This window comes from Tabrizicola sp. T46, assembly GCF_057219895.1.
In genome coordinates, this window is record NZ_JBXVVV010000001.1 from 1,161,882 (window position 1) to 1,183,857 (window position 21,976).

Consider the following 21,976-nt stretch of genomic DNA (forward strand, 5'->3'; position numbering starts at 1 on the left):
GCAATTTTAGGTTTCACCCTCCGTTAAGCCGGACGCTGCCACCCTGTCGCGAACGGCAGAGAGAGGACCTTGACGTTGCTGGTCAGCATGCAGATGGAAATCGCGGTAGCGGCGCCCCTGCAGGCTGCACCTCATGTGCTGGTCGTGGACGACAGCCGGGCCCAGCGGCACATGCTGACCATGCAGCTTCGCCGTTGGGGCTATCGGGTCAGCGACAGCGAATCTGCCCTTTCAGCGCTGGAGATCTGCGCTGCACAGGATGTCGACATCATCATCAGCGACTGGATGATGCCCGGCCTGACTGGCCTCGAATTCTGCCGCAGATTCAGGGACCTCGGGCGGGAACGCTATGGCTACTTCATCCTCCTGACCTCCAAGTCGGAAAAGACCGAAATCGCCGACGGGCTTGAGGCGGGGGCCGATGATTTCCTGGCCAAGCCCGTCTCGGGCAGCGAACTCCGCGCCCGCCTGCGGGCCGGGGAGCGGATGCTCGCCATGCAGGCCGAGCTTCTGGCAAAGAACCGGATCGTGGCGCGCACGCTCGCGGAACTGCAGGAGCTTTACGATTCGCTCGACCGCGACCTGATCGAGGCGCGCAAACTTCAGCAGACCCTCGTCCGCGATCGGCAGCGTGACTACGGCTGGGCAAAAGCGTCTCTGTTATTGCGGAATTCGGGTCGTGTCGGCGGCGATCTTGTCGGCAGCTTCCGGGTGGATGAGGATCGGGTGGCCGTTTATGCCATCGACGTCTCGGGCCACGGCGTCGCGTCGGCGATGATGACGGCCCGGCTTGCGGGCTTCCTGACCGGCGCCTCGCCCGACCAGAACCTCGCCTTCCAGAAGGGGCCGGACGGCAGCCAGGCGCTTCTTCCGCCGCATGAGGTCGCCGAACGCTTTAACCGCCTGATGCTGGAGGAGATCCAGGCCGAACAATACTTCACCATGGTCTTCGCCGTGGCTGACCGGGTTGCGGGGACGCTCAGCCTCGTGCAGGCAGGCCATCCCCATCCTGTGTTGCTCCGGTCTTCAGGTCGGGTCATCCGGCTTGGCCAGGGCGGCCTTCCGGTGGGCCTCTTGCCTGACGCGACCTATGAGATTTGCTCCATTCCGATCGCGCCTGGCGACCGGCTGGTGCTCGTGTCCGATGGAATCACCGAATGCCCCTGTCCCTCCGGCGCCGATTTCGGCGAGGACGGACTTGTCGACAGCATCACCCGCTCGGCCCATCTGGCCGGAACCGACCTGCTTGAGGCGCTGGTCTGGGACCTTGGCCAGGCGGCAGGCACACCGTCGTTTCCGGATGATGTCTCGGGCGTCGTCCTTGATCTCTTAAAGGACTGAGGCAAGCATCGCCCGGTCGCCGGCATTGCCCAGAAGGTGCAGCGCATCCACCGCCGGCAGCCAGACCGCCTTGTGACCGGCCTCCGACGGCGGCCCCAGGCGGCGGACGGGGCGGCACAGGTAGATCGTGCACACCTTCTCGGCCCAAAGATCGTATTCCGGCATGTAGGTGAAGCGCCGGAAGGCCCCGACATGGCGCGTCACGGCGATCTTCCACCCGGTTTCCTCGTAAACCTCACGGTGCAGCGCCGCGATCGGGTGCTCCCCACGATCGATCCCACCCCCGGGCAGCTGGAACTCCGGCACCGGCTCGGCCTGATGCGTCGCAAGGATGTGGTCGCCCTGCAGAAGCACCGCATAGACACCGGGACGGCGGGTATAGCGCTTCCCGGCCTTCACCGCCTCGCCGTAGCGTCGGATCATCACTGCCCCCCTTGGACCAGGCGTTGCCCTGCCTATATAGGCGCGGTATGCCAGCACTGGCAGTTTCAGGAAATCCCAAATGACCACCGGTACGCAAATCGCATGGGACGATACCGTCCTGCCATTCCAACTGGACGCCTCGGGCATCCGCGGCCGCGTGGCGCGGCTGGACGGCGTGCTTGACCAGGTGCTGAAGCAGCACGCCTACCCCCCGGTGATCGAGGCGCTGGTGGCCGAAACCGCACTTCTGACCGCGATGATTGGCCAGACCGTCAAGCTGCGCTGGAAACTGTCGTTGCAGGTGCGCGGCAAGGGCCCCGCCCGGCTGATTGCGACCGATTACTACGGCCCCACGGCAGAGGGTGAGCCTGCGCGTGTCCGTGCCTATGCCAGCTACGATGCCGACCGTCTGGACCATAACGCAGACCCCTTCAGCCAGATCGGCGAAGGCTACTTCGCCGTGATGCTGGACCAGGGCGAAGGCTCCGTCCCTTACCAGGGCTTCACGCCCATTGCCGGCGGGTCGCTCTCGGCCTGCGCCGAAAGCTACTTCGCCCAGTCCGAACAGATACCGACGCGCTTCCACCTTGCCTTCGGGCAAAGCGCGGAGCCGGGCCGCCCCGCGCATTGGCGGGCGGGCGGCGTGATGCTGCAGCACATGCCCGCGGTCGGCGGTGTCGCGGCCGAAGGCGGCAGCGGCGAGGGCGGCCTCCTGACCCATGCCGACATCCTCTCCGGTGCCGACTCCGACAACTGGAACCGGGCCAACATGCTCCTCGACACGGTCGAGACGCTGGAAATGATCGGCCCGTCCGTCTCGCAGACCGAGCTTCTGGTGCGGCTTTTCCACGAAGAAGGCCCGCGGGTCTTTGATCCCCAGCCGGTGCGCTTTGGCTGCTCCTGCTCGGAAGAGAAAGTCCGTAACACGATGTCGATCTACAGCCAGAAGGACATCGCCAAGATGACGACCGACGCCGGGATCGTCACCGCCGACTGCCAGTTCTGCGGCGCGCATTACGAGCTTGATCCGAAGACACTCGGCTTCGAAGGGGTCCGGAGCGAATGACCGATGCCGAGGCGGCCCTGCGCGCGGCGCTTTCCCGCCCCGCCGGGCCGTCCTCGGATTTCGACCTCAACCCAGGCATCCGGCCCCCGGCGGACAAGCCGCTTCGTCCCGCTGCGGTGCTGGTCCCGGTCTGGCTTCGCCCCGAAGGGGCGCGGCTGATCCTGACGAAGCGGTCCTCGCACCTCAAGCACCATCCCGGCCAGATCGCCTTTCCCGGCGGCAAGGTCGACGCGTCTGACGCGAGTGCCGAAGCCGCCGCCCTGCGGGAAGCGCAGGAGGAAATCGGGCTTCCTCCGTCCAGGGTCGAAATCCTCGGCACCCTGCCGGTCCATGAAACCGTCACCGGATTCGCTGTCACGCCCTTCGTCGGCCTGATCCGCGGCACTTTCGACCCTGTTCCCGAGGCGGGAGAGGTCGAAGAGGTCTTCACTGTCCCCTTGTCCCATGTCCTTACCCCCGCCCGCTTCGCCATCGAGCGTCGGCGCTGGATGGGCGTCTGGCGCCGCTATTACACCGTGCCCTACGGCCCCTATTACATCTGGGGCGCCACCGCGCGTATCCTGCGGGGGTTGGCGGACCGGGTGGGGCAATGAAGATCGCAGGCAACTGGCTGGACCATCCCGGCACGCAAGGGTTGATGCAGGCGCTGGAGGCTGCGGGTCACCGCGCGCTTTTCGTCGGCGGCTGCGTGCGGAATGCGCTGCTGGGTGTTCCCGTCGGCGATATCGACATCGCCACCGACGCAAGCCCCGAAACAGTCTCTGACATTGCCGAATCCGCAGGATTCAAGCCCGTACCGACCGGGATCGAGCATGGCACCGTCACTGTGATCGCCGAAGGCAAGCCGCATGAGGTTACGACCTTCCGCCGCGATGTTGAAACGGATGGCCGCCGCGCGGTGGTGGCCTTTTCCACCCGGATCGAGGAAGACGCCCAGCGCCGCGACTTCACGATGAACGCGCTTTATGCTGACCGCATGGGCCAGGTGATCGACCCGCTTGACAGCCTTCCCGATCTTCTCGCCCGCCGTGTCCGCTTTGTCGGTGATGCCGAAACACGCATCCGTGAGGACTATCTCCGAATCCTTCGCTTCTTCCGCTTTCACGCGGCCTATGGCGACCCGTCAGGCGGACTTGATCCTGATGGCCTTGCCGCCTGCGCCGCACTTTCTGCCGGGTTAGAGACGATTTCCCGCGAACGGATCACCGCCGAACTCCGAAAGCTACTTTCGGCACGCGACCCCGCCCCTGCCGTCGCCGCGATGGCGCAGTCAGGCGTCCTGCACCACATCCTTCCCGGCGCAGACACCCGGGCGCTGGCCCCGCTTGTCCACCTTGAGGCGACCGAAGACCCCCGCTGGCTTCGCCGCCTTGCGGTCCTTGGGGGTGAGACTGAAGCCTTGCGCCTTTCAAAGGCCGAGGCGCGCGATATTGCCGCCCTCCGTTCGGCCCTCGGCACGCCCGATACCCCCGCCGCCCTCGGCTGGCGGCTTGGCCGTGACCTTGGCGCTGATGCCACTCTCGCCCGCGCTGCCAGCCTTGGCTCGCCGCCCCCGCCCGACTGGCAGGCACAGGTGCGTCGCGGTGCCGGTACACCCTTCCCGGTCACCGCCGCTGACCTGATGCCCGGTCTGACGGGCGAGGCGCTGGGCGCGCATCTCAAGACCCTGCAGGCCCGCTGGCTCGCCTCGGACCTGACGCTTGGCCGCGAGGCGCTTTTGAAAGAGGCGTGACAATCGCCTGCGCTTGCGCTACCAATCGCCCACCCAAGAAGGAGACCAGCATGGAAAACGGGATTTCGCCTCGACTCACCTGAGTTGACCGGTCCCGTCGTGGCGGTCGCTCATCCGCCGCCTGCCATCGCTGACACCTTTCAGGGTTTCCCCAATGTTCCGCTTCTTCGAAAACCTCGTCGATCCCTATCAGCCCTATGCCGAGTCGGATACGCCACCCACAAGGCTCTGGCCGTTCCTGAAGGATTACGTCCGCCCGTTCAAAGGCGTCTTCGCTTGGACGGCTCTCTTCTCGGTCGGCAATGCCGTCCTCGACGTCGGCATGATCTGGTATCTGGGCCGCCTCGTCGACCTGATGTCCGGGCAGACCCCTGCCGACTTCCTCGCCGCGCATTGGGCCGAGATCCTGCTCGTCGCCTTCGTGATTCTGGTCGTCCGGCCCCTGGTCGCCGGCGGCTCGGTCGGGCTTTTGCACAACACGATCCTCACGAACTTCGGCACCATGATGCGCTGGCGGGCGCACCGGCATGTCCTGCGCCAGCCCGTCGGCTGGTTCGAAAGCGATTTCGCTGGCCGCATCGCAAACCGCATCATGCAGGCACCCCCGGCGGCGGGCGAGGCGGTGTTCCAGGTTTTCGACATGGCCGCTTTCGCCGCCGCTACCTTCATCGGCGCGCTTCTGATGCTGGCCGACGCCGACCCGCGCCTGATGGTGCCGCTTCTCCTCTGGGTCATCGGCTACCTCGCGCTCATGCGCTGGACGATCCGCCGCGCCGGCCCCGCCTCGCAGGCCTCCTCCGAGGCGCGCTCTGCCGTGACCGGCCGGGTGGTCGACAGCTACACCAACATCCACTCGGTCAAGCTTTTCGCGCACCAGAACGCCGAACTCGACTACGCGAAGGAAGCGATCGAGAAATCACGCCAGACCTTCCAGACCGAAATGCGCATCGTCACCAAGATGGACATGGCGCTGACCTTCCTGAACGGTCTCATGATCCTGGGCGTCGGCGGCCTTGCCATGCTGTTCTGGGTGCAGGGGTCCGCCACCGTCGGCGTGGTTGCCGCTGCCGTGGCACTCGTCCTGCGCATCCATTCCATGACCTACTGGATCATGTGGGCCTCCACGAACCTCGTCCAGAACCTCGGCACCCTTGCCGAAGGGATGGAGACGATCGCCCAGCCGGTCACCCTGGTCGACAAGCCCGGCGCACCCGCGCTGGCCTTCCGTGAGGGCCTGATCGAGCTGAAGGGCGTCAGCCACCACTACGGCCGCGGTTTCGGCGGGCTTCGGGACGTTTCCCTGACCATCCGACCGGGCGAAAAGATCGGCGTCGTCGGCCGCTCCGGCGCGGGGAAATCCACGCTGGTGAAGCTGATGCTGCGCTTCTACGACACTGAAAGCGGCGCGATCCTGATCGACGGGCAGAACATCGCCGACGTCACGCAGGAATCGCTCCGCCGTCAGATCGGGATGGTCCAGCAGGACTCGTCGCTCCTCCACCGTTCCGTCCGCGACAACATCCTCTACGGCCGCCCCGACGCGACCGAAGAGATGATGATCGCCGCCGCGAAGAAAGCCGAGGCGCATGATTTCATCCTCACGCTCGAGGATCCGCAGGGCCGCCGGGGCTATGACGCCCATGTCGGCGAACGCGGCGTCAAGCTGTCCGGCGGCCAGCGCCAGCGCGTCGCCATCGCCCGCGTGATCCTGAAGGACGCGCCGATCCTGATCCTGGACGAAGCGACCAGCGCCCTCGACTCCGAGGCCGAAGCCGCCATCCAGGGCGCGCTTTACGGGGTGATGGAAGGCAAGACGGTCATCGCCATCGCCCACCGCCTCTCCACCATCGCCGCGATGGACCGGATCGTGGTGCTGGAAGACGGCGCGGTGGTCGAGGACGGCCCCCACGCCGAGCTCCTGCGCCGGAACGGCCTTTACGCCCGCTTCTGGGCGCGCCAGTCCGGCGGCTTCATCGGGCTGGAGGAAGAGGCGGCCGAGTAACCCTCGTCGTGCAACTTCGTCTTCTCCTCGGACCATCGCGAGGAGGGACGAAGTCGCCGACGAGCATTCCCCCGCCGAGCGACTTGCCCTTTCGGCCCCATAGGCCTACCTCTCCCGCATGAGCGCCCTGCAAAGCCTCGGCTCCCTGATCGATGCCTTCCGCCCCGCCGACGGTCCGCCGCCGCAGCGGCTTTGGCCGTTCATGCGCTGGGCGCTGAAGGGGTCCTGGCCCATGCTCTGGGTCGCAGGCATCCTGTCCGGCATCGCCGGCGCGACCGAGGTGGTCTCGGCCCTGATCCTCGGCTGGGTGGTGGACGCGGCGGTCTCCTCCAGCCCCGATACGTTCTTCGCCGACCACGGCACGCTGATCCTGTGGTTCCTCGTCTTCTATCTCGTGCTGCGGCCCCTCTCCTTCGGACTTTCATCCGCGTCAAACTCGGTCATCGTCGGGCCGAACGTCCTGCCCCTCGTCCTCAGCCGCCTGCATCGCTGGACCCTCGGTCAGTCCGTCACCTTCTTCGAGAACGACTTCGCCGGGCGCATCGCCGCCAAGCAGATGCAGGCCGCCCGCGCCGTCACCGATGTCGCGACCGAGATCATCAACACCGTCTTCTTCGCGCTGGCCTCGGTCATCGGCTCGATCGTCTTCCTTCTGGTCATCGACGTCTGGATCGCACTCGCCCTCGCGGCCTGGCTGGTGGTCTACCTTCTTCTCATTCGCTTCTTCATGCCGCGCGTCCGGGTGAACTCGGCCGCCCGCGCCGCCGCCCGCGCCATGGTCTCGGGCCAGACGGTGGACGCGATCACCAACATCAAGACGGTCAAGCTTTTCGCCACTGCCGCCTTCGAGGACCGCGTGGCCCTTGAATCCATGCAGGTCTTCCGCGAGCGCAGCCTGGAATTCGGCGAGATCTCCACCTGGTTCCGCCTGTCGCTGATGACGCTGGCCGGGGTGCTGCCCGTCCTCCTGATCGGCGGCACGGTCCTTCTCTGGCAACAGGGTCAGGCCACCGCCGGCGCCATCGCCGCCTCGGGCGCCATTGCCATGCGGATCGCGCAGATGTCGGGCTGGGTCAGCTTTACGCTGATGTCGATCTATACCTCGGTCGGCGAGGTCGAAGATGGGATGCGCACCCTTTCCGCCCCCCATACGCTCAGCGATGCCGAAGGGGCCGAAGCCCTGCCGCGCATCAAGGGCGATATCCACTTTGACGGTGTCACCTTCGCCTATGGCCGCGAACGCGGCGGGGTCTCGGGGATCGACCTGACCGTGAAGGCCGGGGAAAAGCTGGGGATCGTCGGTGCCTCCGGGGCAGGGAAATCCTCGCTCGTCTCGCTCCTCCTCCGGCTATACGACCCCGAAGAAGGCCGGATCACCATTGACGGCCACGACCTGCGCGGGGTGACGCAGGAATCCCTGCGCCGTCAGATCGGCATGGTCACGCAGGAAACGGCCATGTTCAACCGGTCTGCCCGCGACAACATCGCCTATGGCCGCCCTGACGCGTCCGAGGCCGAGATCATCGCCGCCGCAAAAGCTGCCGAGGCGGATGAGTTCATCTCCGCCCTCGTCGATCATCAGGGCCGCAAGGCCTATGACGCTTACCTTGGCGAACGCGGGGTGAAGCTTTCGGGCGGCCAGCGCCAGCGCATCGCCCTGGCCCGCGCCTTCCTCAAGGATGCCCCGATCCTTGTCCTCGACGAAGCCACCTCTGCCCTGGACTCGGAGGTCGAGGCCTCGATCCAGGATTCCCTCTCCCGGGTGATGCAGGGCAAGACCGTTCTCGCCATCGCCCACCGCCTGTCCACAATCGCCGCGATGGATCGGATCATCGTGCTTGACCGCGGCCGCATAGTCGAAGAAGGCAGCCATGAGGCCCTTCTGGAAAAGGATGGCCTTTACGCCCGCTACTGGAAGCGCCAGTCGGGCGGGTTCATCGGTATCGAAGACCAGGCGGAAGCGGCAGAGTGATCGTCACCATCGAACGGCTGGGGCACCTTGGCCATGGCATCGCCGCCAACCCGGAGGGCGGCCCGCTTTACGTGCCTGGCACCCTTCCCGGCGAAGTGGTGGAAGGCACGCCCCAAGGCGACCGGCTGGCTGATCCCAAGATCATCACGCCCTCGGTTGACCGGGTGAAACCCCCCTGCCGCCACGCCCGCGCCTGTGGCGGCTGTCAGCTCCAGCACGCGGCCGAGCCCTTCGTTGCCCACTGGAAGCAGGAGGTCGTGGCAAAGGCCCTCGCCGCGCAGGGCCTGACAGCCCCCTTCCTGCCCCTCATCACCTCTCCCGCCCGCTCCCGCCGCCGCGCCACCCTTTCGGCCCGCCGCACCAAGGGCGGTGTGCTCATGGGCTTTCATGCCCGAGCCTCCGACACGATCGCCGAGATTCCCGACTGCCAGCTTCTGCACCCCGGCATCCTCGCCGCCTTCCCCGGTCTTCAGGCGCTGGTGCTGGCCGGTGGCTCTCGCACGACCGAGCTTTCGCTGCAGGTGACCCTGACCCGTGGCGGCCCGGATGTCGTCGTCACCGGCGGCAAGCCTCTGGACGCAGCCCTACGGCTTGACCTTGCGCGGCTGGTCGAAACCCACGGCTTCTCGCGCCTCACCTGGGATGGCGAGACGGTCGCCCTACGGGATCGCCCCGCGCTGACGATGGGCCACGCATCCGTCGTTCCGCCCGCCGGGGCCTTCCTGCAAGCCACCGCCGAAGGCGAAGCCGCCCTTCTCGCCGGGGTGAAACAGGCTCTCGGACCGCAGAAACGCGTGGTCGACCTCTTCTCCGGCGTCGGCACCTTTACCCTGCCCCTTGCCGAGGCGATGGAGGTTCACGCCGTCGAAGGCGATGCAGCGATGACAAAGGCGCTGGATCTTGCCGCCCGCAATGCGGCCAATCTTCACCGCGTGTCCGTAGAAACCCGCGATCTCTTCCGTCGCCCGCTGGAACCCGACGAGCTTCGGGCCTTCACCGCTGCCGTGATCGACCCCCCGCGCGCCGGGGCCGAGGCGCAGACCGACCGCCTTGCCGCCGCGCAGGTCCCGGTGATCGCCGCCGTCTCCTGCAACCCCGTGACTTTCGCCCGCGATGCGAAGACCCTTGTTGCCGCAGGCTACCGGCTGGACTGGGTGCAGGTCGTCGACCAGTTCCGCTGGTCCACCCACATCGAGCTTGTCGCCCGCCTCACCTTCGCCCGCTGACGGTTCCGTGATGTCGCAGCCGGAACGCCGTGCTAGGCATGCGTGGCAATTTCCTGTAATGCTTTGCAAAAAAGGGGCAGGCGGAACGGAATGCGGCTGATCGGTGCACTTGTCATCTTGGTGATGACGCTCACTCTGGCAGGTTGCGGAAGCTCGAAGTTCCGCAAGTACAACGGCCCCGAGGTCACCGAGGTGCAGGTCCACAAGTCGTCCCGCAAGATGTACCTTCTGCATAACGGAACGACGCTGAAGTCCTACGACATCGCACTTGGCTTCGCGCCCGAAGGTCACAAGCAGTTCGAAGGCGATGGCAAGACGCCCGAGGGCCTCTACTACATCAGCCACAAGAACCCGAACTCCAAGTATCACCTGTCGCTCGGAATCTCATACCCGAACGAGGCCGATATCGCCTTCGCCGAGGCGGCCGGAAAAAGCCCGGGCGGCGACATCTTCATCCACGGCGGCCCGAACGAACGCGTCACGCGCCGCGACTGGACATGGGGCTGCGTCGCCGTGACCGACCGGGAGATGGAAGTCATCTATTCAATGGTCGAGCCGGGCACGCCGATCTTCATCCTGCCCTGACCTCGGCCGCAAGCTCCCGATTTTTCGCAGAAAAATCGTGCCTCAGGCGCCCGTCACCATCGTCCACCAGATCTTGCCCGCCGGCTCCTGGAACCAGTCAAAGCCGATATAGCGCGCCGTCGGGTCCATGATGACTGCCCGCGTGTCAGGCTGCGCCATCCAGGCTGCCAGCGTCTCAAGCTCGGTCTCATAGGTTTCCGAGATCAGCTCGCCCACCAGCCGTCCGCTGAATCCCGCCCGCTGGACCCGCGTCAGCGGCGAAGACCCGTCCGACCCGAAGTGCCAAGGCCGGTTCTGCACCGACATGTCGCGCGCGTGGGTAGCCGCCGCGGCTTGCAGGCTGGCATCGAAGCTCAGCGGTTGCAGCGACTGCGCGCCCCGCAGCGTGTTGACCGAATCCAGGAGCCGGAACTTGATCTCGTCCACGTCGCCAGGCTTGATCTTGTAGACCCGCGGCAAGGGCCGCCCGTCCGGCCCAAGCGTCGGAGCCGTCGGCGCGCAGGCCGCAAGTGCAAGGGCTGCACCCTGAAGAAGAAGCAAGCGTCGGTTCATTCTGTCCACCGGTTTCCGGCCGCGTCCGCACGGCCCGTCGCGCCCTCTTATAGAAACCTCTCGCCGGGTTCAAACCCGGTTCTGCCGAATGGGCGCCCGATGACGCGCGTTTGAATTGCGGCTTTTGGCAAAGGTGACTATATGCCCGGGAAACGAAGACAAGAAAAAAGGAGCATGCGAGCCATGGCGAAAGGCATCATCAGCCGTCGGGCGGTTCTTCAGGGCGCTGCGGGCGTCGCCGGCCTGGCGGCTCTTCCGGCCCTGGCACAGGACGGCACGACCGAGTTCACGCCTGCGGTCTCCTCCACCGTACGCAACAACATCTCCAGCTTCCGCATGCTGCAGTGGCAGGACTACTTCGACAACACCCGCAACGGCGCGATCCTTGTCGACCTGACCTCGCGCGCGCTGCACTACTGGTCCGAGGACCAGTCGATCTACCGGCTTTACCCGACTTCGGTTCCCCTGTCGGAAGACCTGACCCGGCGCGGCAAGACCGATGTCATCCAGAAGGTGGTGAACCCGACATGGCGCCCGACCCCCGCCATGCGTGAGCGTAACCCCGAATGGCCCGAGATGGTCGAAGGCGGCGCCAAGGATAACCCGCTCGGCACCCGCGCGCTCTATCTCGGCTGGACCTACTACCGGATCCACGGCACGCATGACACCCGCAAGATCGGACGCAAGTCGTCGAACGGCTGTGTCGGCCTTTACAACGAACATATCGAGGAACTCTTCGAATACGCCAAGGTCGGCACGCAGGTTCTCCTGATCTGACCTGTCGTCCCTCGCATCATTCCGGGCCGCGCCACCGCAAGGGGCGCGGCCTTTTCATGTCTCCGGGACCAGCCCGAAGACCTGCCGCAGATGGTCGCGCACCCTGGCGTCCCCCGTGGCCGCCACCGCATCGGCGGCAGCTCGGGCCGCACCCGCATCGCCCAGATCGCGCAGGCAATGCGCCCGCAGGACCAGCGCCGGCTGATAGCTTGCCCGGGCGCCCTCGGGCAGAAGGTCCAGCATCGCCAGCGCACCTGCCGTGTCACCTGTCATCCGGCGCACCGCAGCATGGGAGACCGTTCCGCCCACCGTCGGGTGATACCGCGCCAGCAGGTCGTGCAGCGTATCCAGCGCCTCAAGGTTCAGCCGACCGGTGATCGCCCGCTGCGCATGTACCGACTGGATCGCCGCCTCGCATTGGAACCGCCCGAACCGCCCGGCGCGGGAGGCCTGCGTCAACAGCCCCTCGGCCTCGATCACCTGGTCACGGTCCCAGAGGCCCGCATCCTGCTCGGACAGGGGCACGAAGACCGCCCCCTCCCGCGCCGCCCGCCGCGCGTGGATGTAAAGCATCAGCGCCAGCAGGCCCTTTACCTCGGGCTCCTCCGGCATCAGCAGCAACAGGACCCGCGCCAGATGGATCGCCTCCTCCGGCAGGCCCGACCTTTCCGCGCCATCCCAATCGGAACCGAAAGCGCCATAGACCGCCTCCAGCACGTCGGCCAGCCGCCCCGGCAGATCGTCGGCCTCGGGCAGGGCAAAGCGCAGGCGCAACTCCTTGATCCGCGCCTTGGCCCGGACCAGCCGCTGGCCCATTGTTGCCGGAGGCACCAGAAAGGCTGCCGCGATCCGCGCCGCATCCAACCCCAGCACGGTCTGCAACATCAGCGGCGTCCGCGCCGCCGGGTCGATCGCCGGATGGGCGCAGACGAACATCAACGATAGCCGCTCGTCCGCCTGGGCGACGTGGTCCGCGCGTTCTTCCGCGCGCAGGATAAGCTCTTCCGTCGCCGCCGCCCGGGTCCGGTCACGGCGGTAAAGGTTCGACACCCCGTTCCGCGCCACCGTCAGAAGCCAGCCCTCCGGGTTTTCCGGGACCCCCTGCCGCGGCCAAAGCTCCAGCGCCCGGGCAAAGGCCTCGGCCAGCGCCTCTTCGGCCAGGGCCAGGTCGCGCGTCCCGGCAGCCAGGACCGCCAGAAGCCGGCCATAGGACAGGCGCGCCGTCCGCTCGGCCACGTCGGCGGCAGACGGCGCACCCATGTCTCAGCCCATCGGCGGCAGGACGGGCCGAACCTCGACCGATCCGGTCAAGGCGCAGGGTGCCTTGGCGGCCCAATCAAGTGCCGCATCCAGATCCGGCACCTCGATCACGAAATAGCCGCCCAGCTGCTCCTTCGTGTCGGCGAAGGGGCCGTCCTGCACGTGGCGCTTGCCGTCGATCACCCGCAGGGTCGTCGCCAGCATCGGCCCTTGCAGCCCGTCGCCCTTCACGATCACCCCCGCCTGCGCCATCGCGCCGATAAAGGCGTTCCACCCGCCCCAATAGGCCTCCGTCTCGGCCGGGTCGGTCCGGCGGGCGAACTCGGCGGCGGTCTCGTTCAGCATCAGCATGTATTGCATCGGTTCTCTCCCCCGGGCTCAGCGCAGCATGTCACGTTTGGCCGCGAAAAGCGAAAGCCCCAGGCTTCCTGCCGCGATCGCCACCACTGTCGTCAGGATCGCCAGCTGCATCGGCAGGATGTCGAACAGCCCGTGCGCCCAGTCGCCTGCGAAAAGCGCGATGTAACCCGCCAGCGACACGACCAGCGCGGGCACCGCCGACCGCCGCTGCATCAACAGAAGCCCCGTCCCGATCGTGCCGCCGATCACGCCAACGGCAAAGACCAGCGTCATCCAGGCCGGCAGGCTTTTGTAGGCCAGCGCCTGTGCCTCGGTCATGCCTTGGGCCATCAGGCTGTCGTTCGTCTGGGTCAGGAACCCGCCGAACTGCCAGAGGCCGAAGACATTCCAGGCAAGCGCAGCGGTCGCTGGAACAATCAGCCAAAGCGGGCGCGTTGCCGGTTTGGGAAGGGGAAGGGCGGTCATCCTGTGCTCCATATGTAAGCCGGACCAGTTCCGGGCAAAGGAGTGACCCGCGACCTTCCGTCATTTCGACAGGGCCCGCAAAAAGATTCAGCGGGGCAACTTCCCGCGCCCGGGCTTCAGCTCGATCCAGGCTGGGGCATGGTCACTGGCCTTTTCCCAGCCGCGCACATGCCGGTCCACGCCTGCCGATCTCAGGCGCGGTCGCAGGTCAGGCGAAATCAGCAGATGGTCCAGCCGCAACCCCGCATCGCGTCCCCACGCGTTGCGGAAATAGTCCCAGAACGTGAAAACGCGCAGGCCGGGGTGAAGATGACGGATACAGTCAGTCCAGCCCTGCTCCAGCAGGGCTGCGAACTCCGCCCGCACCTCGGGCCGAAACAGCGCATCCTTCCGCCAGCGTTCCGGCTTGTAGACATCCAGCTCGGTCGGCATCACGTTGTAGTCACCCGCCAGCACCACGGGGACTCCGTGCCGTAACAGTACTGCCGCATGGTCGCGGAAGCGCCGGAACCACTCCAGCTTCGCATCGAACTTCGGCCCCGGCGCCGGATTGCCGTTCGGCAGGTACAGCCCACCGACCAGCACGCCCCCCACCGCCGCCTCTATATACCGGCTCTGCCCGTCTACGATCCCCGGCAGTCCACGAAACGTCTCCACCGGCTCGCGCCCCTTCGCCAGAATCGCGACCCCTTTCCAGCTTTTCTGCCCCTGCCAGATCGCGCCATAGCCTGCGGCCCCGATGGCCTTGGCGGGAAACCGGTCGGTCTTCAGCTCCTGCAGGCAAACGACATCCGGGGCCGTCTCCTCCAGCCAGCGCAGCAGCACCGGCAACCGTCCGTTGATGCCGTTGACGTTGAACGTGGCAATCCGCATCGCAATGGAACGCCCCGCGCTTCCGCTGTGGTCAGGGGTTAAGAAACCCCTAATGCCCACGATCAAACTAATGATTTCACAATATAATCCGAATTTGACCACTGTGGTCAGATCAGGCCTTGGGCAGCCATCCCGCCAGATTTTCCTCGATCACCGCAACCAGCGCCTCGATATGGGCCGGCTCGTCGTTCAGGCAGGGGATGTAGGTGAACTCCTCGCCCCCGGCATGTTCGAAGGCCTCCCGGATCTCGCCGTTGATCTCTTCCAGCGTCTCGATGCAGTCCGCACTGAAAGCGGGCGCGATCACCGCGATCCGCTTTTTCCCGGCCTTGGCCAGCTCGGCCACATGCTCGAACGTGTAGGGCCGCAGCCATTCCTCGGGCCCGAAGACCGACTGGAAGGTGGTATCGATTGCCCCCTTCTCCCAGCCCAGCCGCTCCCTCAGCAACCGCGAAGTCTTTGCGCACTGGCAGTGGTAGGGGTCGCCTTCCATCAGGTAGCGCTTCGGCATCCCGTGGTAGGAGGCGACCAGCACGTCCGGCTTCGTCTCCAGCTTCGCATAGGCCGCCTCGACCGACCGGGCGAGGGCGTCGATGTAGAGGGGGTGCTCGAAGTATTCCGGCACTGTCCGGACCGACGGCTGCCGCTTTTCCTTCATCAGGGCGCGGAAGAACTGGTCGTTCGCGGTGGCCGAGGTGGCGCCGGCATAGTGGGGGTAGAGCGGGAAGAAGAGGATCTTCTCGCACCCCGCCTCGACCATCGCCCGGACCCGGCTTTCAGTCGAAGGGTTCCCATAGCGCATGCAGAAGTCGACCATCACCTCCGCCCCGTGCCGGTCGGCGACCGTCTTCGCGATGGCGGCGGTTTGGGCCTTGGTGATCGTGAGGAGCGGGCTTTCGTTCAGCTCTTCGTTCCAGATCAGCTTGTAGTTCGCCCCGGACGAAAACGGTCGCTTGGTCAGGATGACCAGCTGAAGAAGGGGCTGCCAGAGCCAGCTGGAGTAGTCGACCACCCGCTTGTCCGACAGGAACTCGTTCAGGTACCGCCGCATCGACCAGTAGTCGTAGTTGTCCGGCGTCCCGAGGTTTGCCAGCAGGACCCCGATCTTCGGTTTGCGGACCGGCGGATGGTCGGCAGGGGCATGGGCCAGACGCCCCTGGCCCGGGCCAACAAGCATGGCGTCCGCTGCGGACTTCGAGTCTAGCATGGATCATTCTTCCCGAATTACCCTGCGGGACATAACCGCTTGCAGCGCAGGGTCAACCGCCCTTGGGCAAAGGCCGCTCGGGAACCCGCAGCGCATCGGCCAGCCGGGCCTTCGCGCTGCCGGGCCGAAGGGGGGTCTGCTGGCTTTCATGCGGGGCCCAGCCGGTCAGGAACTGCAGCTCGAACGTCGCCCTGAGGTGCCCCTCGCCGGTCTTGAAACTGGCCGCATAGATCGCCGCGGTGGTGTCGAAAAGGCGGCGCGAGGTGAACCGCCGAAGGCGGCCGGCAAGGGCATTCGTCTCTCCCATCCCGCGGAGGTCGCGGAAGAGGGCTGAGAGCGACCGATACTCGACAACCTGCCGGGTACCGTCGGCGACTGGCAGGGCAAAGCCGGCCCGCTGCATCAGGGCACCGAGGTCGCGGATCTCGGCCATTGGAACGACCCTCGGCGAAATCCCGCCGGAGACCTGGACCTCACCCTCGGCAAGGGAGGTGCGAAGCTCGCTCAGCGTCTCGCCGCCGGGCAGAACCGCGATGAAAAGACCGTCCGGCCGCAGCGCCCGGAGGGATTGGATCAGCTGCCCGACCGGGTCGTTCGCCCAGTGCAGAGCCATGGCGTGGATGACGAGATCATGCCCCCGGGGCTGCAGGTCCAGAAGGTCATCATCAGGCACGACCACCGCATCGGGGCGGAGATCGGCCCAGAAATCGGGGAGGCCGGTCACGATCGCGGGTGCCGTAAAGGTTCTGTTAACCTCGATCAGTCTTTCCTCGATATCGGCGCGGGCAATGCGGTGCAGGAAGAGCGCTTCGTCATGGCTTGAAAGACGTCGTGCCCGCTTGCGGTGCAGGGCAAGGGCAGTACGGTCGGTCAGGGGTGAGGCGGGGTTCATCGCCGCGACATTAGGAGGACAAGGTGGGATTGCAAGCCGCGCTGCATGTCCTTTACCCGCCGCAGTGCATCAGCTGCGGGGCGCTGGTCACGTCGGACTTCGGGCTGTGCGGCGACTGCTGGCGCGAGACGCCGTTCATCGCCGGGCTGGTCTGTGACCGCTGCGGCGTCCCCTTGCCGGGCGGAGACGCGGGAGAGATCGCCGTCTGCGACGACTGCATGGTCATTGCACGACCCTGGGGTCAGGGTCGATCTGCGCTGGTCTACCGCGACAATGCACGAAGCCTGGTGCTGGCGCTGAAGCACGGCGACCGGATGGACCTTGCCCGACCGGCAGCGGGTTGGCTGCTCCAGGCGACGCGGCCGATTCTCCGGCCGGGGATGCTGATCGTCCCGGTCCCGCTGCACTGGTTCCGACTCTTGAGGCGCAAGTACAACCAGGCGGCCCTGTTGTCGAAGGCGCTGGCAGGGCTTGCGGGGCTGGAGCATTGCCCGGACGCGCTGGTCAGACGACGCACGACCGGCACGCAGGAGGGACGGACACGCGACGGAAGGTTCGCCAACATGGCCGATGCTTTCCGAGTGCCGCCAACCCGCGCAAGGCTGGTGGAGGACCGGGAGATCCTGCTTGTCGATGACGTGATGACCTCGGGCGCGACCTTTGCCGCGGCAACCGAGGCGCTTTTTGCGGCAGGAGCGAGGTCAGTCGACGTCGTGGCCCTGGCGCGCGTTGCGAAAGACGCCTGAAACCCTATAGTCTGGGGCGCGAAGCGAGGTTCTTCATGCGCCCGGTTGAAATCTACACGACCCCGTTCTGCCCCTATTGCCATGCCGCCAAGCGGCTCTTGGACCGCAAGGGCGTGGCCTACAGCGAAATCGACGTCAGCCGCGACCCGGAGTTGCGTGCTGCGATGACCCTGCGGGCGCACGGCCGGCGGACGGTACCGCAGATCTTCATCGGCGAGACCCATGTCGGCGGATCGGACGATCTTCATGCCCTTGACCATGCGGGCAAGCTTGACCCGCTTCTGGCCGGGTGATGCGGGCCGCGCTTGTCCAGCTGACGGTCAGCGACGACCCGGGCGAGAACCTGCCCGTGACGATTGGTCTTGTCCGCAAGGCAGTGGCTGGCGGTGCAGGCTTTGTACTGACGCCGGAACTGACGAACGGCCTTTCCTCCAGCCGCGCCCGGCAACGTGCGCTTTTCCGGCATGAGGGCGAAGACCCGACGCTGGCCGAGCTACGGGACGAGGCGCGGTCGGCGGGCATCTGGCTTCTGGTGGGTTCGCTGGGCCTTCTGACAGGCGACGCGGACGGGCGGTTCGCAAACCGCAGCTTCCTGATCGGCCCCGATGGCGGGATCGTCGCGCGCTACGACAAGATCCACATGTTCGACGTGAACGTGACGGCGACCGAGGTTTACCGCGAAAGCGAAGGCTATCGCCCGGGCGACCGGGCCGTGCTCGCCGAGACGCCCTTTGCCAGGATCGGGATGAGCGTCTGCTATGACCTGCGGTTCCCGGCCCTGTATCGCCGTCTGGCGCAGGCGGGGGCGCAGATCCTGACGGTTCCGGCCGCCTTCAACCACATCACGGGCGCCGCGCATTGGGAGGTGCTGCTGCGCGCCCGCGCGATCGAGACCGGGTGCTTTGTCCTTGCCCCGGCGCAGACGGGCTTTCACCCCGAGCGCGAAGGCAAGGGACGCCGGACACATGGGTATTCCCTGGCGGTGGCCCCTTGGGGTGAGGTGCTGGCCGATGGTGGTACAGACGCGGGTGTCACGCTTGTCGAGCTTGACCTTGCGCGGGTGGACGAAGCACGGCACCGCGTCCCCTCGCTGGGCCACGACAGGGCGTTCGACGGGCCATGACGGGCGAAAAGACCGACGACATCGCGGTTGCCCTGTTCGGCGAGCTTTTCATGGCCGACCAGCTGGCACGGAACCGCATCTCGAAAAGGTTGCCCAAGGGCATGGAGCTTTCGCACTTCTCGGTCCTGAACCATCTGGCGCGGATCAGCGAGGAACGCACCCCGGCTCAACTGGCCCGGGCCTTCCATGTCACGCGGGGGGCGATGACGAATACTCTGTCGCGGCTGGAATGGGCCGGGCATATCCACATCCGCCCCGATTGGGAGGATGCCCGGCAGAAGTTCGTGGCGATAAGCCCTTCCGGCCGGGCGGCGCGCGACGCTGCCGTGGCGACGGTTGTTCCACTGATCGCCGAGGTCGTGACTTCGCTGGGCCCGGACCGCGTGCGGTCGCTTCTGTCGGTGCTGCGCGAGTTGCGGGTGCGGCTTGAGGATGACGTTCCGTAATCCGTTGCTGGGCGGGCAAAGGGATAGATGTTGTGGATAGTCCGCCGATGCAATCGATAGGTCTTGCCCTGCCTTCCTGATCCACGCATAGAGTAATCAAACGTTCCGGGCACTGATCATCATGCGTTATCTGCACCGTCGGGTTCTGGCATCTCTTGCGGTGACGACCGTCCTGTGTGCTGCCCCTTCGGTCGCCGAGATCAGGCCGTCCCTGAACATCAACGGTGCGACCGGCCTTATCGAGTTGCCATCGGGCGAGGCGCAGACCGACGGCAAGTTCACCTTCAGCGGTTCGGTCATCGGGTCGGTGGCGCGGGGAACGGTGACCTTCCAGTTCAGCGAGCGGATCTCGGCATCGTTCCGGTTCCAGACCTGGCGTGACTGGAACGAGCTTTTCCCGGAAGACGTGGGCACGTTCCGCGACCGCAGCATCGATATCCGCTACCAGATACTGCAGGAAAGCGAGTATATGCCGTCGCTGACGGTGGGTCTGATCGACTTTACCGGCGAGGGGCTGTTTTCCTCCGAATACCTTGCCGCGACGAAGACCTTTGGCGAGAAGCTGAAGGTGACGGCGGGTCTTGGCTGGGGACGGCTGGGGACGGCGGGGTCGATCGGGTCGACCTTCGGTGACCGTCCGCCGGTGGCGGATGACGAGAAGGGCAAGCCGAACGTCGACCAGTGGTTCCGCGGTGACGTGTCGCCCTTCGCGGGGATCGAGTACCAGATCAACGACCGCTGGACGTTCAAGGCGGAATACTCGACCGACGACTACGTGCTGGAAGAAGGCCGCGGCCTGATCGAGCGTGACAGTCCGTTCAACTTCGGCGTCGAATACCAGCGCGGGCCGTTGTTCCGCTATGGCATGTATTCGATGTATGGCGACAAGGTCGGGCTGGCGTTCCACGTGATCCTTGACCCCAAGAACCGGCTGACAGGGGGCGTGATGGGCCCCGCGCCATCGCCGGTGAAGGCGCGTCCGCCGCGTTCGGCCGACCCCGATGCTTTCGAGAGCGACTGGGTGTCGCAGGCGGATGCTGGCCCGATCCTGCGAGAGAACCTGGCCAAGCGGCTGGCGATGGACGGCATCGTGATAGAGAACCTTGCGCTGACCGCAACGACGGCGCAGGTCCGCATCCGGAACAACCGGATCGACGCCGGGGCGCAGGCCATCGGCCGCACCGCGCGCGCGATGAGCCATGTGATGCCTGCCTCGGTAGAGGTGTTCGAGATCGTGCCGGTGTCGCGGGGAATGGGTGTGTCCAAGGTCACGATCCGCCGCAGCGACCTTGAGGACCTTGAGTTCGCGGGGGACAACGCCACGCTGTTGCGCGAGCGGACGGCCATCACCGATGCCGGGCCGGTCCCGGCCAATGCGATCGGGGACGAGGGGCTTTATCCGAAGTTCCGCTGGCAGCTGCAGCCCGCGCTGCGGATGTCCGAGCTTCTGAAGGGCGACTTCGGCTTTACGGTGGGTGCCTCCTACGATTTCGGTCCGGGCTTTGTCGTGTCAGGATCGATCTTCAAGCGGATCGCAAGCAACTCGGACCGCGACATCACGCCCTCGACCTCGCTTCTGCAGCCGGTGCGGTCTGACCGCGACCGGTACATCGAACTTGGCGACCCGGCCCTGGAAACGCTGACCCTTGCCTGGTACGCGCGGCCGGCGCCCGAGGTCTATTCGCGCCTGACGCTGGGCTATCTTGAGCGGATGCATGCCGGGGTTTCGGGCGAGGTGCTGTGGAAGCCGGTCGACAGCCCGCTGGCCCTGGGGCTGGAGCTCAACTACTCCAAGCAGCGCGATACGGATGGCGGGCTTGGCTTTGACGAATACGATTACGATGTCGTGACGGGCTATGTCTCGGCCTATTACGAGTTCGGCAACGGCTATGTCGGGCAGTTGGACGTCGGCAAGTATCTGGCGGGCGATGTGGGTGCGACGGTGTCGATCGACCGCGTCTTCGTCAACGGTTGGCGGGTCGGTGCCTTTGCGACCGTCACCGACGCCAGCGCCGAAGAATTCGGGGATGGGGCCTTCGACAAGGGCATCCGCTTCTCAATCCCGCTGAACTGGGCTCTTGGGAACGAAGGCACGGGCAATCTGGCAGCCACCCTGCGTCCGAACACCGGTGACGGTGGTGCAAAGCTGGATGTGGACGGGCGTCTTTACAACTCGATCCGCGCATACCACACCGGGGCGCTTGATCCCGAATGGGGACGGGTGTGGCGTTGACGCTTGCGGCAAGACTGACCGCTGGCCTTCTTTCCTTGGCAGTTCTGGCGGGATGCGGCAGCGAGAAACGCGAGGGGCGTCCGCTGATCGCGACGGTGGGCGTGATGGCGGCTTCGTCGGTTGCCGAGATGCGCGCCCGGCGGTCGGGTGCGGCCCCCGCCGCCGCTGCGGCACCAACGCGAGCGCAACTGGAAGAGGCGGGCGTGCCGCTTCTGCGTGTGTCGATTGCCAGCAGGGGGCTGAACAGCTTCCTCACCGTGCTCGACAGCCGCGACGACGTGGTGACGTGGAAGACAAGGGATGGCACGACCTTCGCGCTGCGCGATGGTGTCCTGATCCAGACCAGGGGCCTCGGACCGGACCTCATGTCGTCGAACGTGCCGGCCGTCGGGCAGCTTTTGCAGGCGGGGGGTACCCATCAGCGGCAGTACTTCTTCCTTGGTCCGAACGATCAGCCCACCCGCCGCACCTACGAGTGTTCGGTTACCATCATTGGCACCGAAGAAATCGTGATCTTCGAGCGGGCCCATAACGTGACCCATGTCACCGAGGATTGCGTCCGGGCGCAAAGCGGCAAGATCACCAATGAGTTCTGGATCGAAGGACAGAGCGTCAGGAAGTCCAGACAATGGGCCAGCGCCCTGACCGGCTTTGTGGAATTCGAGCGAGTGGTCGACTGACCTTCTGACCGTCAG

The 21,976-nt window shown here is 66.0% G+C and carries 23 protein-coding genes; 15 read left to right on the top strand and 8 right to left on the bottom strand.

Features of this window, described 5'->3' with window-relative positions; all coding sequences use genetic code 11:
• Nucleotides 1–75: 75 nt before the first annotated feature.
• The gene (locus AC2D9V_RS05760; RefSeq protein ID WP_484713066.1) at nt 76–1,341 is read left to right on the top strand and encodes a PP2C family protein-serine/threonine phosphatase; all 1,266 of its coding nucleotides are present in this window, start codon (nt 76–78) and stop codon (nt 1,339–1,341) included.
• On the opposite strand, the gene AC2D9V_RS05765 is transcribed toward AC2D9V_RS05760, so the two are convergent.
• A complete protein-coding gene (locus AC2D9V_RS05765; protein ID WP_484713067.1) occupies nt 1,330–1,764 on the bottom strand; it encodes an NUDIX domain-containing protein in 435 nt (144 codons plus the stop codon). The two genes, AC2D9V_RS05760 and AC2D9V_RS05765, sit on opposite strands and share 12 nt — an antisense overlap.
• Before the next feature lie 79 nt (nt 1,765–1,843).
• On the opposite strand from AC2D9V_RS05765, the gene hslO reads away from it, so the two are divergent.
• The 7 genes from hslO (at nt 1,844) to AC2D9V_RS05800 (ending at nt 10,347) form a co-directional block, all read left to right on the top strand.
• The gene (gene hslO / locus AC2D9V_RS05770; protein ID WP_484713068.1) at nt 1,844–2,830 is read left to right on the top strand and encodes an Hsp33 family molecular chaperone HslO; all 987 of its coding nucleotides are present in this window, start codon (nt 1,844–1,846) and stop codon (nt 2,828–2,830) included.
• The gene (locus AC2D9V_RS05775; RefSeq protein ID WP_484713069.1) at nt 2,827–3,423 is read left to right on the top strand and encodes a CoA pyrophosphatase; all 597 of its coding nucleotides are present in this window, start codon (nt 2,827–2,829) and stop codon (nt 3,421–3,423) included. The genes hslO and AC2D9V_RS05775 overlap by 4 nt, the downstream gene beginning before the upstream one ends.
• Nucleotides 3,420–4,562 carry a CCA tRNA nucleotidyltransferase gene (locus AC2D9V_RS05780; RefSeq protein ID WP_484713070.1) on the top strand — a complete coding sequence of 381 codons (1,143 nt, stop codon included), beginning with the start codon at nt 3,420–3,422 and terminating at the stop codon, nt 4,560–4,562. Before AC2D9V_RS05775 ends, AC2D9V_RS05780 begins: the two co-directional genes overlap by 4 nt.
• A 154-nt stretch (nt 4,563–4,716) precedes the next feature.
• Nucleotides 4,717–6,564, top strand: a complete 1,848-nt coding sequence (locus AC2D9V_RS05785; protein WP_484713071.1) for an ABC transporter ATP-binding protein — start codon at nt 4,717–4,719, stop codon at nt 6,562–6,564.
• Nucleotides 6,565–6,682: 118 nt separating this feature from the next.
• Nucleotides 6,683–8,536, top strand: coding sequence for an ABC transporter ATP-binding protein (locus AC2D9V_RS05790; RefSeq protein ID WP_484713072.1), 1,854 nt, complete (start codon nt 6,683–6,685; stop codon nt 8,534–8,536).
• Entirely contained in the window at nt 8,533–9,762 is a 1,230-nt protein-coding gene (locus tag AC2D9V_RS05795; protein ID WP_484713073.1) for a class I SAM-dependent RNA methyltransferase, read from the top strand. Before AC2D9V_RS05790 ends, AC2D9V_RS05795 begins: the two co-directional genes overlap by 4 nt.
• A gap of 90 nt (nt 9,763–9,852) precedes the next feature.
• The gene (locus AC2D9V_RS05800; protein ID WP_484713074.1) at nt 9,853–10,347 is read left to right on the top strand and encodes a L,D-transpeptidase family protein; all 495 of its coding nucleotides are present in this window, start codon (nt 9,853–9,855) and stop codon (nt 10,345–10,347) included.
• Nucleotides 10,348–10,389: 42 nt separating this feature from the next.
• Here AC2D9V_RS05800 and dalA read toward each other — a convergent pair whose 3' ends face one another.
• Complete coding sequence (dalA, locus tag AC2D9V_RS05805; RefSeq protein WP_484713075.1) at nt 10,390–10,899, bottom strand: divisome-associated lipoprotein DalA; 510 nt, start codon at nt 10,897–10,899, stop codon at nt 10,390–10,392.
• A gap of 183 nt (nt 10,900–11,082) precedes the next feature.
• Here dalA and AC2D9V_RS05810 point away from each other — a divergent pair, with 183 nt between their 5' ends.
• The gene (locus tag AC2D9V_RS05810) at nt 11,083–11,676 is read left to right on the top strand and encodes a L,D-transpeptidase (RefSeq protein ID WP_484713076.1); all 594 of its coding nucleotides are present in this window, start codon (nt 11,083–11,085) and stop codon (nt 11,674–11,676) included.
• Between the two features lie 54 nt (nt 11,677–11,730).
• Here AC2D9V_RS05810 and AC2D9V_RS05815 read toward each other — a convergent pair whose 3' ends face one another.
• From AC2D9V_RS05815 to AC2D9V_RS05840, 6 genes are all read right to left on the bottom strand, one after another.
• Nucleotides 11,731–12,936 (bottom strand): RNA polymerase sigma factor, encoded by a 1,206-nt coding sequence (locus AC2D9V_RS05815; protein WP_484713077.1) that lies wholly within the window; start codon nt 12,934–12,936, stop codon nt 11,731–11,733.
• 3 nt (nt 12,937–12,939) lie between these two features.
• Nucleotides 12,940–13,296, bottom strand: a complete 357-nt coding sequence (locus AC2D9V_RS05820; protein WP_484713078.1) for a YciI family protein — start codon at nt 13,294–13,296, stop codon at nt 12,940–12,942.
• Between the two features lie 18 nt (nt 13,297–13,314).
• Nucleotides 13,315–13,761, bottom strand: a complete 447-nt coding sequence (locus AC2D9V_RS05825) for a hypothetical protein (protein WP_484713079.1) — start codon at nt 13,759–13,761, stop codon at nt 13,315–13,317.
• 87 nt (nt 13,762–13,848) lie between these two features.
• Complete coding sequence (xth, locus tag AC2D9V_RS05830) at nt 13,849–14,634, bottom strand: exodeoxyribonuclease III (protein WP_484713080.1); 786 nt, start codon at nt 14,632–14,634, stop codon at nt 13,849–13,851.
• Between the two features lie 112 nt (nt 14,635–14,746).
• Entirely contained in the window at nt 14,747–15,811 is a 1,065-nt protein-coding gene (gene hemH, locus AC2D9V_RS05835; protein ID WP_484713081.1) for a ferrochelatase, read from the bottom strand.
• An 82-nt stretch (nt 15,812–15,893) separates the two neighbouring features.
• Nucleotides 15,894–16,733 carry a methyltransferase domain-containing protein gene (locus AC2D9V_RS05840; protein ID WP_484713082.1) on the bottom strand — a complete coding sequence of 280 codons (840 nt, stop codon included), beginning with the start codon at nt 16,731–16,733 and terminating at the stop codon, nt 15,894–15,896.
• Between the two features lie 23 nt (nt 16,734–16,756).
• Between AC2D9V_RS05840 and AC2D9V_RS05845 the strand changes: the two genes are divergently transcribed.
• The 6 genes from AC2D9V_RS05845 to AC2D9V_RS05870 all read left to right on the top strand — a co-directional run bounded on the left by AC2D9V_RS05845 (nt 16,757) and on the right by AC2D9V_RS05870 (nt 21,961).
• Nucleotides 16,757–17,479, top strand: coding sequence for a ComF family protein (locus AC2D9V_RS05845; protein WP_484713083.1), 723 nt, complete (start codon nt 16,757–16,759; stop codon nt 17,477–17,479).
• 35 nt (nt 17,480–17,514) lie between these two features.
• Nucleotides 17,515–17,772, top strand: coding sequence for a glutaredoxin 3 (gene grxC, locus AC2D9V_RS05850; RefSeq protein WP_484713084.1), 258 nt, complete (start codon nt 17,515–17,517; stop codon nt 17,770–17,772).
• Nucleotides 17,772–18,602 (top strand): carbon-nitrogen hydrolase family protein, encoded by an 831-nt coding sequence (locus AC2D9V_RS05855; RefSeq protein ID WP_484713085.1) that lies wholly within the window; start codon nt 17,772–17,774, stop codon nt 18,600–18,602. Before grxC ends, AC2D9V_RS05855 begins: the two co-directional genes overlap by 1 nt.
• Entirely contained in the window at nt 18,599–19,048 is a 450-nt protein-coding gene (locus tag AC2D9V_RS05860; RefSeq protein ID WP_484713086.1) for a MarR family winged helix-turn-helix transcriptional regulator, read from the top strand. Before AC2D9V_RS05855 ends, AC2D9V_RS05860 begins: the two co-directional genes overlap by 4 nt.
• 121 nt (nt 19,049–19,169) lie before the next feature.
• Nucleotides 19,170–21,281 (top strand): YjbH domain-containing protein, encoded by a 2,112-nt coding sequence (locus AC2D9V_RS05865; RefSeq protein WP_484713087.1) that lies wholly within the window; start codon nt 19,170–19,172, stop codon nt 21,279–21,281.
• Nucleotides 21,272–21,961 (top strand): YjbF family lipoprotein, encoded by a 690-nt coding sequence (locus tag AC2D9V_RS05870; protein WP_484713088.1) that lies wholly within the window; start codon nt 21,272–21,274, stop codon nt 21,959–21,961. The genes AC2D9V_RS05865 and AC2D9V_RS05870 overlap by 10 nt, the downstream gene beginning before the upstream one ends.
• Nucleotides 21,962–21,976 lie beyond the last annotated feature (15 nt).